This window comes from Streptomyces sp. NPDC001890 (assembly GCF_042891445.1).
In the GTDB taxonomy this organism is placed as follows: domain Bacteria; phylum Actinomycetota; class Actinomycetes; order Streptomycetales; family Streptomycetaceae; genus Streptomyces.
In genome coordinates, this window is the sequence record NZ_JBIATE010000004.1 from 155,300 (window position 1) to 168,813 (window position 13,514).

Sequence of the window (13,514 nt, forward strand, 5' to 3'; positions counted from 1 at the left end):
TACGGGGCGGCGGTGGCGCGATGTCCGCTCGCCCTTGCCTTCCAGGCGCCTCGTACGTACATTTTCCTGTACGTACAACTTCCTGTACATGGACTCACGCTGGGAGGCGAGTATGCGCACCATGACCTACACGGAATCGCGCGCCAAGTACGCGGAGACCCTGAGCGCCGTGGTCAACGACCGCGAGGAAGTCATAGTGACGCGCGCCGGCCACGAGCCCGTGGTGATCGTGGCTCTCGACGAGTACGAGTCCCTGAAGGAGACGGCCTACCTGTACCGCAGCCCCGAGAACGCGCGTCGTGTCCTGGCGGCGATCGACGATCTCGAAAACGGCGGCGGCGAGGTACGGGAGCTCCTCGAATGAAGCTCATCTGGCACGAATCCGCATGGGCGGACTACGTGTGGTGGCAGACCCAGGACCGGAAGGTCCTCAAGCGGATCAACACCTTGATCCAGGATGTCGTCCGCAACGGAAACGAAGGCATCGGCAAACCGGAACCCCTGCGGCACGGCTTCCACGGCTACTGGTCCCGCAGGATCAGCGAGGAACACCGGCTCATCTACCGCGTGGTGGAGGACGAGGTACGCATCGTCTCGTGCCGCTACCACTACGGCCGGTAGCGGCGGGCGCGTCAGACGATCGTGGCCCCCGGCGCCGGGGACACCGCGGTGCGTGCGTTGCGGCAGGTGCCGGAGGTGAGCAGTGCCTCGGCGACCTTGCGGGCCGACTCCTCGTCCGCCACCAGGAACGCGGTGGTCGGTCCGGAGCCGGAGACCAGGGCGGCCAGGGCGCCGGCCGCGGTGCCCGCGGCGAGGGTGTCGGCGAGCGAGGGGCGCAGGGAGAGCGCGGCGGGCTGGAGGTCGTTGGTGAGGGCCGCGGCGAGCGCGGTGGCGTCACCGGTGCGCAGGGCGTCGAGGAGCGCGGGGGAGGCTTCCGGCTCGGGGACGTCGGTGTCCGCGGTCAGCCGGTCGAACTCGCCGTAGACGGCCGGGGTGGAGAGCCCGCCGTCGGCGACCGCGAAGACCCAGTGGAAGGTGGAGCCCACGTCGATCGGGGTGAGCCGCTCGCCGCGTCCGGTGCCGAGGGCGGCTCCGCCGACCAGGCTGAACGGGACGTCGCTGCCCAGTTCGGCGCAGATGGCGAGGAGCTCGTCCCGGGTGGCGCCGGTGGACCAGAGGGCGTCGCAGGCCAGCAGCGCGGCCGCGCCGTCGGCACTGCCCCCCGCCATGCCGCCCGCGACGGGGATGTCCTTGGCGATGTGGATGTGCACATCGGGTGCGATGCCGTGCCGTTCGGCCAGCGCGATCGCGGCGCGGGCGGCGAGGTTGCCCGCGTCCAGCGGGACCTGGGCGGCGTCCGGGCCGGAGCAGGTGATGCGCAGCCCGTCGGCGGGGGTGACGGTGACCTCGTCGTACAGGCCGACGGCGAGGAAGACATTGGCCAGGTCGTGGAAGCCGTCGGGGCGCGGGGCGCCGACCGCGAGCTGGACGTTGACCTTGGCGGGTACGCGGACGGTGATGCTCACTCGCCACTCCTGGAGGGCTCGTTCCCGGCAGCCGCGGTGGTGCCGGAGGGCTTGTTCTCGGCGATGGCGGCGAACTCCTCGACGGTCAGCGACTCGCCGCGGGCCTGCGGCGAGATCCCGGCCGCGACCAGGGCCGCCTCGGCGGCGGGTGCGGAGCCGGCCCAGCCGGCCAGGGCCGCCCGCAGCGTCTTGCGGCGCTGGGCGAAGGCCGCGTCGACGACCGCGAAGACCTCGGTCCTGCTCGCGCTCGTCGCGATCGGCTCGGTGCGCCGGACCAGGGAGACCAGTCCGGAGTCCACGTTCGGGGCGGGCCAGAAGACGTTGCGGCCGATGGAGCCGGCCCGCTTGACGTCCGCGTACCAGTTGGCCTTCACCGACGGCACTCCGTAGACCTTGTTGCCCGGCCGCGCGGCCAGCCGGTCGGCGACCTCGGCCTGGACCATGACGAGGGTGCGCTCGATGGACGGGAAGCGCTCCAGCATCGTCAGCAGGACCGGCACGGCGACGTTGTACGGCAGGTTCGCGACCAGTGCGGTGGGCGCCGGGCCGGGCAGCTCGCTGACCAGCATCGCGTCGGAGTGCACCAGGGCGAACCGGTCGGCGCGCCCCGGCATCCGGGCCGCGACGGTGGCCGGCAGCGCGCCCGCCAGCACGTCGTCGATCTCGACGGCGACGACCCGGTCCGCCGCCTCCAGCAGCGCCAGGGTCAACGAGCCGAGCCCCGGGCCGACCTCGACGACGACGTCGTCCGGGCGGACCTGAGCCGTCCGGACGATCCGGCGGACCGTATTGGCGTCGATGACGAAGTTCTGACCGCGCTGCTTGGTCGGGCGTACGCCCAGCTCGGCGGCCAGCTCGCGGATGTCTGCGGGGCCCAGGAGGGCGTCGGGCTCAGTGGTACTCACCTGTAAAGCGTAAGTCGACGCCCGCCCGGCTCCGGCCGCCCGGCCGCTCAGTAGTCGAAGGCCCGTGCCGTGTTGTCCGCGATCGCCGCCGCCAGGGTGTCCTCGTCCACGCCCTTCACCACCGCCATGGCGCGCAGGGTGACGGGGATGAGATACGGCGCGTTGGGCCGCCCCCGGTACGGGGCGGGCGTCAGGAACGGGGCGTCCGTCTCGACCAGGACCAGCTCCATCGGGGCGACGGCCAGGGCGTCCCGCAGCGGCTGGGCGTTCTTGAACGTGACGTTGCCCGCGAAGGACATGAAGTACCCGGCGTCCGCGCAGATCCGGGCCATGTCGGCGTCGCCGGAGTAGCAGTGGAACACGGTCCGCTCGGGGGCGCCCGCGTCGGCGAGGACGCGCAGCACGTCCGCGTGCGCCTCGCGATCGTGGATGACCAGCGCCTTGCCGTGCCGCTTGGCGATCTCGATGTGGGCCCGGAAGGACTCCTCCTGGGCGGCGATGCCCTCGGGGCCGGTACGGAAGAAGTCGAGCCCGGTCTCGCCGACGCCGCGTACGTGGTCGAGTGCGGCCAGCGCGTCGATCTCCGCGAGCGCCTCGTGCAGCGCCGCCGTGCCGCCCGCCGCGCGGGCCCCCTGGCGGGCGGTGCCATCAGGGTCGCCGTGCACGATGCGCGGTGCCTCGTTGGGGTGCAGGGCGACCGCCGCGTGCACGTTCGGGTGCGCGGCGGCGGTCTCGGCGGCCCACCGCGAACCGGCCACGTCGCATCCCACCTGGACCACGGTGGTCACGTTGACCGCGGCGGCCCTGGCCAGGCCCTCCTCGACGGTCGCGTCCTGCATGTCCAGGTGGGTGTGCGAATCGGCGACCGGCACCCGGAGGGGTTCGGGCAGCGGCGGGGCTTCGGTACGGCTCATGACGACGATCGTACGAGGACCCGCCGGTACGCCCGGTCCGTGGTGGAGCCGGGGCCCTGCTTCCGGTGGAAGCCGGGGGCCTACTTCCGGTGGAAGGGATGCAGCAGGTCGGACAGGTGCCAGTGGTGCCCGGTGCCCGAGGGGGCGGCGGCCGCGGCCTCGTCGCCCCGGGCCGCCGGCCGCGCCGGCTGGGGGTTGTGGAGCAGCTGCTGGACGGTCGAGACCCGGCCGGACCGCATGATCCGGACCACGTGTCCGTCGCAGTTCGCGCAGCTGGGCCGGGAAAGGGGGGAGGGCACCCGCTCCCCGTCCGCCTTGTATATGACGAAGGCGTTGTTCGATCCGTCGACGTGGTGCTCTATCTCGTAGGCCTGCTCCCAGCCGTGCCCGCACCTCATGCAGGCGAAGGCGTACGCCTCGTGTGCGGTGGCTGCTGCGATCTCGCTCATGCCCGCTCCTTTGTCCGCCGGACAGGCACTCCGGGCAAACGGTCCGGAGAATGCGTCCCTGCCTCAGTGGACGCCTTTACCGGCATGAACGCATCGGGCCCTGTCGACTGTTGGAGCGCTTTTGGCCTGCGCGTGGCAGAAAGGCCCGTTACGCGGCTCTCGCTTTGCTTTTCACGACCGTCCCTTGCCTTCCGCAGGACCGGTTCGCGCCGCGTTCTTTGCCGCGACGACCGCGTCGAACACCTCGCGCTTGGGCAGCCCCGCGTCGGCGGCCACGGCGGCGATCGCCTCCTTGCGCCGCTCCCCCGCCTCCTCGCGCACCCGCACCCTGCGTACCAGCTCCTCGGCGTCCAGTTCCTCGGGTCCGGACTCGGCCGCGCCCTCGACGACGACGGTGATCTCGCCGCGGACCCCCTCGGCCGCCCAGACGGCCAGCTCGCCCAGCGGGCCGCGCTTCACTTCCTCGTACGTCTTGGTCAGTTCCCGGCACACGGCGGCCCTGCGGTCGGCGCCGAAGACCTCGGCCATCGCGGCGAGGGTGTCGTCGAGCCGGTGCGGCGCCTCGAAGAAGACCATGGTGCGGCGCTCGTCGGCGACCTCGCGGAGCCGGCCGAGCCGTTCGCCAGCCTTGCGGGGCAGGAAGCCCTCGAAGCAGAAGCGGTCGACGGGCAGCGCGGACAGGGCGAGCGCGGTGAGCACGGCGGACGGGCCGGGGACCGCGGTGACCTTGATGTCCTTCTCCACGGCGGCGGCCACCAGCCGGTAGCCGGGGTCGGAGACGGACGGCATCCCGGCGTCCGTGACCAGCAGGACCCGGGCGCCGCCGGTCAGTGCCTCGACGAGTTCGGGCGTACGGGCCGACTCGTTGCCCTCGAAGTAGGAGACGACCCGCCCCGTGGTGTGGATGCCCAGCGCCTGGGTGAGGCGGCGCAGCCTGCGGGTGTCCTCGGCGGCGACGACGTCCGCCGTCTCCAGCTCGGCGGCGAGGCGCGGCGGGGCGTCCGCGACATCACCGATGGGGGTTCCTGCGAGTACCAGCGTTCCAGTCGTTCCAGTCACAAAGCCATCCTCCCAGCACGGGCGACAGCGTTCGCACAGATGCGTTCCCTACGATGGCGCGGTGACGAGTACTGCGCCCGAAGCCCACAAGGGCCAAGACGCCGGGGAACCGCACGGCGAAGCACCGGCCTCCTGGCCGCAGCGGCTGCGCCGCTTCGGTCATTCGCCCCGGCCCGGGATCGGGCTGCGCGAGCGGCTTGTCCCGCCGTACACCAGGCCCGGCATCCAGTTGTGGGCGGTGCTCGGGATCTCGCCGCCGATGGCCGAGCGCCTGGTGCGGTGGTCGGCGTGGGGCGGTCCGCTGCTGGTGGCGCTGGTCGCGGGGGTGCTGCGGTTCTGGAATCTGGGCAGCCCGCACGCGCTGATATTCGACGAGACGTATTACGCCAAGGACTCCTGGGCCCTGATCAACCAGGGGTACGAGGGCGACTGGCCCAAGGACATCGACAAGCTGATCCTCGCGGACCCGTCGAAGGTCGACGTCCCGGTGGACCCGGGCTATGTCGTGCACCCGCCGGTCGGCAAGTGGATCATCGGGCTCGGTGAGCACTTCTTCGGGTTCACGCCGTTCGGCTGGCGGTTCATGGTGGCGGTGCTCGGCACGCTGTCGGTGCTGATGCTGTGCCGGATCGGCCGGCGGCTGTTCCGCTCGACGTTCCTGGGCTGCCTGGCGGGCGCGCTGCTCACCGTCGACGGTCTGCACTTCGTGATGAGCCGCACCGCGCTGCTCGACCTGGTGCTGATGTTCTTCGTGCTGGCGGCGTTCGGCGCACTCCTGATCGACCGCGACTGGGCCCGGCGCAGACTGGCCGCGACGCTGCCGGTCGACGAGGACGGGGTGCTGCGTCCCGACGCCGGGGTCGCGGAGAACCTGCGGCTCGGCTGGCGGCCCTGGCGGATCACCGCGGGCCTGATGCTGGGTCTGGCCTTCGCCACCAAGTGGAACGGTCTGTACATCCTGGCCGCCTTCGGCCTGATGACGGTGGCGTGGGACGTCGGCGCGCGCCGCACCGCGGGTGCGGTCCGGCCGTACCTGGCGGTGCTGAAGCGGGATCTGCTGCCGGCGTTCGTCTCGACGGTCCCGGTCGCGATCCTGACGTACCTCGTCTCCTGGACCGGCTGGATCGTCACCGACAAGGGCTACTACCGCAACTGGGCGCAGACCGACGGCCGGGGCGGCAACTGGACCTGGCTGCCGGACTGGCTGCGCAGCCTGTGGCACTACGAGTACCAGGTCTACGAATTCCATGTGAACCTGACGTCCGGCCACACCTACCAGTCCAATCCGTGGAGCTGGATCGTGCTGGGCCGGCCCGTCTCGTACTTCTGGGAGGAGGAGCCGGGCTGCAAGGGGTCGGCGACCGGCAAGTGCGCCCGCGAGGTGCTGGCCATCGGGACGCCGTTGCTGTGGTGGGCGGCGTGCTTCGCCCTGGTGTACGTGCTGTGGCGGTGGTTCTTCCGGCGCGACTGGCGGGCGGGGGCGATCGCCTGCGGCGTGGCGGCGGGCTGGCTGCCCTGGTTCTTCTACCAGGAGCGGACGATCTTCCTCTTCTACGCGGTCGTGTTCGTGCCGTTCCTGTGTCTGGCGGTGACGATGATGATCGGCGCGATGCTGGGCCCGGCGGCCGGGACCGGGGCCAAACAGGAACTGGGCCTGGATGTCGGCGATCCGACGGGCGAACGGCGGCGGACGCTGGGCGCGATCGGGGCGGGTGTCCTGGTCCTGCTGATCATCTGGAACTTCATCTACTTCTGGCCGATCTTCACGGGAACGCCGATCCCGGACGGGTCGTGGCGCGACCGGATGTGGCTGGACACCTGGATCTGACGGGTGCACGTCGTCCGGTTGGGTCCGGATCGGCGTGCTCCCGCCACGCATATCGCGTTCCGATAACAACTGTCCCGCCCCTCAGTACCGTCCCGTAGGGTGCCCAGCAGCACTCCTTGAACACGTTCAAGGGGGACTCCTGGGGAGGGGGACTGCAGCGATGCGCAGTGGAGCGAAGGTTGCGATAGTCGGCGGAGTGTTCGCGGTCGTGGTCGGTGGGGTGGGCTACGGGGCCTACAACATCCTGGACGGCCTTGGTGGCGGCGGCGACGGCACGGACAGCAAGTCCGCCTCCACCGAGGTGAAGACGGGCCCGGTCACCAAGGCGGAGATCGAGGACGCGTCGAAGAAGTTCCTCAAGGCGTGGGCGGACGGCGACGCGGACGTCGCGTCCCAGCTCACCAACAACGCGGCCGAGGCCGGACCGGCTCTCACCGGCTACCGCGAGACCGCCCATGTCACCGAGGCGGTGATCACCCCGGGCCCGGCGGTCGGCGCGAAGGTGCCGTACACGGTGAAGGCGACCGTCTCCTTCGAGGGCAGGTCCAAGCCCTGGTCGTACTCCTCCGAGCTGACCGTGGTGCGTGGACTGACCACCGGCAGGCCCCTGGTGGACTGGGCCCCCGCCGTGATCCACCCGGACCTGACGGACGGCGCGTCGCTGAGGACGGGGGAGGCGGCGGCCCCGTCGATCGACGCGATCGACCACAACGGCAGGCCGCTCACCAAGGAGAAGTACCCCTCGCTGGGCTCGATCCTGGACGCGTTGCGCGAGAAGTACGGCGAGAAGGCCGGCGGCACCGCGGGCATCGAGACCGTGATCGAGAGCGCGGACGCGGGCAGCCCCGACAAGACCCTGCTGACCCTCACCAAGGGCCGGCCGGGCAAGCTGCGGACCACCCTGGACGCCAATGCCCAGGCGGCGGCCGAGACGGCGGTCAAGAAGTTCAGCCAGGCGTCCGTCGTCGCGGTCCAGCCGTCCACGGGCGCGATCCGCGCGGTCGCCAACAACCCGGCCACCGGCTTCAACGCGGCGATGCAGGGCAAGCAGGCCCCCGGTTCGACGATGAAGATCGTGACGGCGGCGATGCTGATCGAGAAGGGGCTCGCCTCGGCCGGCCAGAAGATCGAGTGCCCGCCGACCGCGACGTACTACGGCCGCACCTTCAAGAACCTGGACGACTTCTCGATCCCCGACGGCACGCTGACGACCAGCTTCGCCCGGTCCTGCAACACGGCCTTCATCAAACTGATCGACGACACGAAGGACGACGCGGCGCTCGCCAAGGAGGCCCGCGACGTCTTCGGCATCGGCCTGGACTGGCAGACCGGCGTCGTCTCCTTCGACGGCAGCGTGCCCGAGGAGACCCAGGGCGAGGCGGCCGCACAGTACATCGGCCAGGGGACGGTCCAGATGAACGCCCTCAACATGGCCTCCATCACCGCCACCGCGCGGACCGGCACCTTCCGCCAGCCGGTCATCGTGGACCGCGAACTCGACGGCCGTCCGATCGCCGCCGCCACCCGTTCGCTGCCCCCGTACGTCTCCCAGCAGCTCACCAGCATGATGCGCCAGACCGCGAGTTGGGGCACCGGCAAGGCCGCGATGGCCCCGGTCGGCGGCGACAAGGGTGCCAAGACCGGCTCGGCGGAGGTGGACGGCCAGGCCACGTCCAACAGCTGGTTCACCGGCTTCAGCAACGACCTGGCCGCCGCCGCGGTCGTCCAGGCCGGCGGCCACGGCGGCGACGCGGCGGGCCCGGTGGTGGCGGCGGTGCTGCGGGCGGGGTCCTGACACGGACGGGCGGCCATGCCCTCGGGGGCGGGTCCGACGCGTGGAACACCGTCGCGTGTCCCGGCCCGCCTTCGCTAGCGTGCGGGGCATGAGCACTCCTGACACCACCGCCGCCGAAGCCCACCCCCGATTCGCCGAGGCCCTGCGGGAGCTGGGCCTCGATGTCGAGGTCCGCCGGTTCCCGGAGGCCACCCGTACCGCTGCCGAGGCCGCCGCCGCGATCGGCTGCGAGCTCAGCGAGATCGTCAAGTCGCTGATCTTCGAGGCCGACGGGGTCCCGGTGCTGGTCCTGATGGACGGCTCCTCGCGCGTCGACGTGGAGCTCGTACGCGCGGAACTGGGCGCCGGAAAGGTCAAGCGGGCCGGGGCCGACCTGGTCCGGGAGACGACCGGGTACGCGATCGGCGGCGTGCCGCCCTTCGGGCACCGCACGAGGACCCGGGTGCTGGCCGACCGCGGGCTCCTGGACCACGACGTGGTGTGGGCGGCGGCGGGCACCCCGCACACCGTCTTCCCGCTCGACCCCAAGTCACTGATCGGGCACGCCGGCGGCACCGTGGTGGACGTGCGCGAGCAGTCGAAGTGACGCCGCTGGTCGCGTTCGCGGTCCTGGTCGCGGCCGTCACGCACGCGAGCTGGAACGCGATCGCGCACGCGATCAAGGACCAGCTCCTCTCCTTCACCCTGATCTCCGGGGGCGGGCTGCTGATCGGCGCGGCCGGCGCCTGCTTCGTGCCGCTCCCGGCCGCCGGGGCCTGGCCGTATCTGCTGGTCTCGGCCGGGCTCCATGTGGCGTACATGCTGCTGCTGATGCGTTCGTTCACCCTGGGCGACTTCGGGCAGATGTATCCGATCGCCCGGGGTACGGCCCCGCTGGTGGTGACGGTCCTCGCCGCGGTGTTCGTCGGCGAGCGCCCGGACGGCTGGGCCACGGCCGGGGTCGCGGTGGCCTCGGCGGGGCTCGTCGGGCTGGCCCTCTGGGGCATCCGGGGTTCCGGCAGGCGCCCGGACTGGCCGGCGCTGCTGGCCGCCCTCGCGACCGGTCTGGCCATCGCCGGGTACACCACGGTGGACGGCGTCGGGGTGCGTGCCTCGGGCACCCCGCTCGGCTACATCGCCTGGCTGATGATCCTTGAGGGGCTGGCCATCCCGGCCTACGCGCTGTACCGGCGCCGGGGTGAACTCGTGGAGCAGCTGAGGCCGTTCGCCGCGCGCGGGCTGCTGGGCGCGGCCCTGTCGGTGACGGCGTACGGCCTCGTCCTGTGGGCCCAGACGCGGGCGGCACTGGCCCCGATCGCGGCCCTGCGGGAGTCGTCGATCATCGTCGGAGCGGCCATCGGAACGCTGTTCTTCAAGGAGCGGTTCGGCGCACCGCGCATCGCGGCGGCGGGGCTGATGGTCGTCGGCATCGGGCTGATGCTGCACACGAGTTGAGCGGGGGCGCCGCCGGCGGGCGGGCCCGCGACCCTCGCGAAAGGGCGGTCCGGCGGGTGGGCCCCGATGGGGTGAAAGGGCCCCGGCACATCCGAGCATGATCGTTTCTGCCGAGTGCCGGACTGCTTGGATGCGCAGGTCTCGCACTCGCGGACGCCCATGCACCGGAAGGGACACCCCCATGTCCAAGCGCAGTCATGCCGCAAGGGTCCTCGCCTCGGCCGTGCTCGCCGCTGCTGCCGTCACGGCGGCCGGAGTCGCACCCGCCTCCGCCGCTCCCACTCCCGACACCGACTTGATCAACAAGATGGACGGGAGCCGTCTGGCGCTGCTCAACAACAGCACCGCCGAGGGCGCCACCGCCATCACCCTGCGCGACCCCGCGTGGAACTACAGCACCGAGCGGTGGGAGCGCGACTCGTCCGCCTGGCAGGAGGACGCCCCCAACACGTACACGGTCGTTCTCAGGAACGAGGCCGCGAACAAGTGCCTCCAGCCCGGCGCCGCGACGCCCCAGCGGGGGACCACGGTCGTCGTCCGGACCTGTGACGGCTCGCGGCTGCAGAAGTGGAGCATTTACCCCGAAAAGGTCGGCGACAGCTACACGGGCTGGTGGATGTACCGGCCCATGGTCGACAAGAACCTCGCCCTCAGCCTGAACCGGTACAACGACGGCAGCTGGGACACCCTCTACCTGAACATCGCACAGCCCAGCTCCGACCGGCTGTGGCGCAGGGCGGACAACGACACCCCCGTGGCCAACGGCTGAGGGCTGTCGGCCGGATCCCCTCCCGCACCGCCCCGCCGTGCCCCGCATGGCGGGGCGGTCGGGCGTCCGGCCGACGTGGCGCGGTCCGCGCTCAGCTCGCCGGGACGGGCGCCGGGCGGGCCGGGGCTTCCTCGGTGGCCGGGGCCGCGGGGGTCGTCGGCTCGGCGGCCGGACGCAGGAGTACGGCGCAGGCGAGGGCGGCCAGCAGGGCGAGCGAGGCCGAGACGGTCAGGCACAGCCGCATGCCGTCGAGGAAGGAGTCGCCCAGGGCGGTCAGGGCCGGTCCGGTGGCGGCGTCCAGGTGGAGTCCGGCCACGGCGCCGAGTCCCTGCTCACGGGCGGTGTCGAGGACACGGGCCCCGGCCTCGGCGGGCACCCCGGCGTCGGCGAGGCGGCCGGGCAGCGCGTCCAGGGCCCGGGTGGTCAGCAGGGTGCCGAGCACGGCGGGGCCGAGGGCGCCACCGAGCTGGCGGAAGGCGTTGTTCCCGGCGGCGGCCATCCCGGCCAGGTGGTACGGGACGGAGGACACCGCGGAGGCGGTCATCGGGGTGAGCACGGCGCCCATGCCGAGGCCCAGCAGGGCCAGCCGCCAGACGATCGAGCCGTAGGAGGTGTGGGCGTCGACGCCGGTCAGCGAGAGCATCGCACCCGCCGCGACGACCAGGCCCGTGGTGATCAGGACCCGGGCGGAGACCCGGTGCATCAGGCGTCCGATGGGCGCGGCGACGACGAGGGACACCCCGGACACCGTCACCATCCGCAGCGCCGCCTCCATCGTGGTCAGGTGCTGGACCATGCCGAAGTAGAGGCTCAGCACGAAGAAGAAACCGATCAGCCCGAGGAAGCTGATCATGGCGACCAGGGCGGTGGCGGTGAAGGCCGGGCTGCGGAACAGCGCCGGGTCGAGCATCGGGCTCGCGCTGCGGCGCTCCACGACGACGAACACGGCGGCGGCCACCACGCCGAGCACCAGGGCCGTCACCACGGCGGGCTCGCCGAAGCCGTCCGCGCCGCCCTCGATGACGCCGAAGACGACCGCGGTGACCGCGACGGCCGCACTGATCTGGCCGGGCCAGTCGAGCCGCCGGCCGTGCGGGGCGCGCGAGTCGGGCAGCAGGAACGCCGCGACGACCAGCACGATCAGGGAGACCGGCACGGGCAGGAAGAAGATCCAGCGCCACGCGACGTGCTCCAGCAGCACACCCGCGATCAGCGGGCCCACGGCGAGCGAGGCCATCAGGGACATGGCCCACATGCCTATGAACCTGCCCCGCTCCCGGTGGTCGGGGACCGCGTGACTGATCAGGGCCAGCGTCGTGGGCAGCAGCGCCGCCGCCCCCAGCCCGGAGACGGCCTGCCCGGCCCACAGGACCTGCACCGAGGTGGCGGACAGCGAGATCGCCGCGCCCAGCGCACAGAGCGCCATGCCCGCCTGGAAGACCCGCTTGCGGCCGTGGACGTCGCCCCACACCCCGGTGGTCAGGATCAGCGCGGCCATCGGCAGCACGAAGGCGTCCGAGACCCAGGACAGCTGGGACGTGGAGGTGCCCAGAGCCCGCTGGATGGCCGGCAGGCTCACCGACACGGTGGTCACGGGGAGGTAGGCGACGAAGACGCCCAGGCAGGCCATGACGAGCGTGATGCCCCGCCCTGATCTGTCCTGCGCCGTTGCGGAGTTCACGAAGAGGTTCCTTCTGCTGTGGGGGTGGGTGCCGCGCGGGCCGGATCACCCGCAAAGCCGTCGACCAGCTTCGCCCCGGCCATCGGCAAACCCCCAAGCGATCCGGGTGAACGTCATAGAACCGCCAGTTGAAGACGGTTCTGTGTGACGATTCCTCCATGCCTGACGATCTGGACCGAAAAATCATCCATGGGCTGAACTGCTCGCCGCGGGTCTCCTTCCGCCGCCTCGGCGAGGTCGTCGGGGTGTCCGAGCAGACCGTGGCGCGCCGCTACGGCGCCCTGCGCCGTAGCGGCGTCGTCCGCGTCGTCGGGCTGAGCAGCCCGGCCGCCCACGGCCGGTCCGAGTGGGTCGCGCGGCTGCGCTGCCGCCCGGACGCCGTGGGGCCCCTCGCGGATTCCCTGGCCCGCAGGCCGGAGGTCGCGTACACGAGCATCGCGTCGGGCGGTTCGGAGATCATCTGCATCATCCGTTCGCCCACCGGGACCACCCGCGACGACGTGCTGCTGCGCCAGCTCCCCCGGGCGGCCTCGGTCCTCGACCTGAACGTCGACCTGCTCGTCCACGCCTTCGGTTCCCCGGACACAGCCGGCTGGACCGGGCGGGAGGGCTCGCTCACCGACGAGCAGGTGCGGCTGCTGACCGCGGAGCGCCCCACCCCCACCGGGCCCCCGCTCACCCCGACCGAGGAGGACCGCCCGCTCCTCGAAGCGCTGGCGGAGGACGGCCGCGCCTCCCACACCCGGCTCGCGGAGGCCACCGGCTGGTCCAAGCCGCGCGTGGCCCGCCGGCTGGAGGCCCTCGAAGCGACCGGCTCGCTGGTCTACGACATCGACACCGTGCCCGAACGCCTCGGCTACGAGCTCAACGCCACGCTCTGGCTCCAGGTCGACCTGCCCCGGCTCCACGAGATCGGCGAGGAGCTCAGCGGGCACGACGAGTGCGCCTTCGCCGCGGCCATCAGCGGCAAGCACAACATCATGGCCGTGGTCATCTGCAAGGACACCCCGGACTTCTACCGCTACCTCAGCGGCCGCCTGGCCCGTACCGAGGGCATCAGGGGCTACGAGATCAGTGTGCGCGTGCGCCGTCTCAAGCAGGCCGCCTCCCTCATCCTCAACGGGCGGCTCATCCACCCCGCGCTCGCCTGACAC

Annotated in this window: 14 protein-coding genes; 8 read left to right on the forward strand and 6 right to left on the reverse strand. The window is 71.9% G+C overall.

The annotated features are described in order from the left end of the window. The first annotated feature begins 112 nt into the window (after positions 1 to 112). Positions 113 to 364 (forward strand): type II toxin-antitoxin system Phd/YefM family antitoxin, encoded by a 252-nt coding sequence (locus tag ACFYY1_RS15215; protein ID WP_189545522.1) that lies wholly within the window; start codon positions 113 to 115, stop codon positions 362 to 364. Continuing rightward, positions 361 to 621: a Txe/YoeB family addiction module toxin gene (locus ACFYY1_RS15220; RefSeq protein ID WP_388584975.1), complete on the forward strand. Its 261-nt coding sequence runs from the start codon at positions 361 to 363 to the stop codon at positions 619 to 621. The genes ACFYY1_RS15215 and ACFYY1_RS15220 overlap by 4 nt, the downstream gene beginning before the upstream one ends. Positions 622 to 632: 11 nt before the next feature. Here the strand turns inward: ACFYY1_RS15220 and ACFYY1_RS15225 are convergent, their stop codons facing one another. The 5 genes from ACFYY1_RS15225 to rsmI all read right to left on the reverse strand — a co-directional run bounded on the left by ACFYY1_RS15225 (position 633) and on the right by rsmI (position 4,853). Further along, on the reverse strand, positions 633 to 1,526 hold the full coding sequence (locus tag ACFYY1_RS15225) for a 4-(cytidine 5'-diphospho)-2-C-methyl-D-erythritol kinase (protein ID WP_388584978.1): 894 nt from the start codon (positions 1,524 to 1,526) through the stop codon (positions 633 to 635). Then, positions 1,523 to 2,431 (reverse strand): 16S rRNA (adenine(1518)-N(6)/adenine(1519)-N(6))-dimethyltransferase RsmA, encoded by a 909-nt coding sequence (gene rsmA / locus ACFYY1_RS15230; RefSeq protein WP_388584981.1) that lies wholly within the window; start codon positions 2,429 to 2,431, stop codon positions 1,523 to 1,525. The genes ACFYY1_RS15225 and rsmA overlap by 4 nt, the downstream gene beginning before the upstream one ends. 47 nt (positions 2,432 to 2,478) lie before the next feature. Next, a complete protein-coding gene (locus ACFYY1_RS15235) occupies positions 2,479 to 3,345 on the reverse strand; it encodes a TatD family hydrolase (protein WP_388584983.1) in 867 nt (288 codons plus the stop codon). Between the two features lie 80 nt (positions 3,346 to 3,425). Next, complete coding sequence (locus ACFYY1_RS15240; RefSeq protein ID WP_388584985.1) at positions 3,426 to 3,794, reverse strand: hypothetical protein; 369 nt, start codon at positions 3,792 to 3,794, stop codon at positions 3,426 to 3,428. Positions 3,795 to 3,965: 171 nt separating this feature from the next. Continuing rightward, the gene (gene rsmI, locus ACFYY1_RS15245; RefSeq protein WP_388584987.1) at positions 3,966 to 4,853 is read right to left on the reverse strand and encodes a 16S rRNA (cytidine(1402)-2'-O)-methyltransferase; all 888 of its coding nucleotides are present in this window, start codon (positions 4,851 to 4,853) and stop codon (positions 3,966 to 3,968) included. A 61-nt stretch (positions 4,854 to 4,914) separates the two neighbouring features. Here rsmI and ACFYY1_RS15250 point away from each other — a divergent pair, with 61 nt between their 5' ends. From ACFYY1_RS15250 to ACFYY1_RS15270, 5 genes are all read left to right on the forward strand, one after another. Continuing rightward, on the forward strand, positions 4,915 to 6,681 hold the full coding sequence (locus ACFYY1_RS15250; RefSeq protein WP_388584990.1) for a dolichyl-phosphate-mannose--protein mannosyltransferase: 1,767 nt from the start codon (positions 4,915 to 4,917) through the stop codon (positions 6,679 to 6,681). Between the two features lie 160 nt (positions 6,682 to 6,841). Continuing rightward, a complete protein-coding gene (locus tag ACFYY1_RS15255; protein WP_388584991.1) occupies positions 6,842 to 8,476 on the forward strand; it encodes a penicillin-binding transpeptidase domain-containing protein in 1,635 nt (544 codons plus the stop codon). An 88-nt stretch (positions 8,477 to 8,564) separates the two neighbouring features. Then, a complete protein-coding gene (locus ACFYY1_RS15260; RefSeq protein WP_266732272.1) occupies positions 8,565 to 9,062 on the forward strand; it encodes a YbaK/EbsC family protein in 498 nt (165 codons plus the stop codon). Next, positions 9,059 to 9,910, forward strand: coding sequence for an EamA family transporter (locus ACFYY1_RS15265; protein ID WP_388584994.1), 852 nt, complete (start codon positions 9,059 to 9,061; stop codon positions 9,908 to 9,910). The genes ACFYY1_RS15260 and ACFYY1_RS15265 overlap by 4 nt, the downstream gene beginning before the upstream one ends. A gap of 181 nt (positions 9,911 to 10,091) precedes the next feature. Then, entirely contained in the window at positions 10,092 to 10,679 is a 588-nt protein-coding gene (locus ACFYY1_RS15270) for a hypothetical protein (RefSeq protein WP_388584997.1), read from the forward strand. 91 nt (positions 10,680 to 10,770) lie between these two features. Here ACFYY1_RS15270 and ACFYY1_RS15275 read toward each other — a convergent pair whose 3' ends face one another. Next, positions 10,771 to 12,309 carry an MFS transporter gene (locus ACFYY1_RS15275; protein WP_388585510.1) on the reverse strand — a complete coding sequence of 513 codons (1,539 nt, stop codon included), beginning with the start codon at positions 12,307 to 12,309 and terminating at the stop codon, positions 10,771 to 10,773. A gap of 209 nt (positions 12,310 to 12,518) precedes the next feature. Here ACFYY1_RS15275 and ACFYY1_RS15280 point away from each other — a divergent pair, with 209 nt between their 5' ends. Beyond that, positions 12,519 to 13,511, forward strand: a complete 993-nt coding sequence (locus ACFYY1_RS15280; protein WP_388584999.1) for an Lrp/AsnC family transcriptional regulator — start codon at positions 12,519 to 12,521, stop codon at positions 13,509 to 13,511. Positions 13,512 to 13,514: the final 3 nt, after the last annotated feature.

Bases quoted from the DNA above. Each gene is read 5' to 3' on its own strand.
- ACFYY1_RS15215 (WP_189545522.1), top strand. From the start codon at position 113: ATGCGCACCATGACCTACACGGAATCGCGCGCCAAGTACGCGGAGACC.
- ACFYY1_RS15220 (WP_388584975.1), top strand. From the start codon at position 361: ATGAAGCTCATCTGGCACGAATCCGCATGGGCGGACTACGTGTGGTGG.
- ACFYY1_RS15235 (WP_388584983.1), bottom strand. From the start codon at position 3,345: ATGAGCCGTACCGAAGCCCCGCCGCTGCCCGAACCCCTCCGGGTGCCG.
- ACFYY1_RS15240 (WP_388584985.1), bottom strand. From the start codon at position 3,794: ATGAGCGAGATCGCAGCAGCCACCGCACACGAGGCGTACGCCTTCGCC.
- ACFYY1_RS15255 (WP_388584991.1), top strand. From the start codon at position 6,842: ATGCGCAGTGGAGCGAAGGTTGCGATAGTCGGCGGAGTGTTCGCGGTC.
- ACFYY1_RS15260 (WP_266732272.1), top strand. From the start codon at position 8,565: ATGAGCACTCCTGACACCACCGCCGCCGAAGCCCACCCCCGATTCGCC.
- ACFYY1_RS15270 (WP_388584997.1), top strand. From the start codon at position 10,092: ATGTCCAAGCGCAGTCATGCCGCAAGGGTCCTCGCCTCGGCCGTGCTC.
- ACFYY1_RS15275 (WP_388585510.1), bottom strand. From the start codon at position 12,309: ATGGCCTGCCTGGGCGTCTTCGTCGCCTACCTCCCCGTGACCACCGTG.
- ACFYY1_RS15280 (WP_388584999.1), top strand. From the start codon at position 12,519: ATGCCTGACGATCTGGACCGAAAAATCATCCATGGGCTGAACTGCTCG.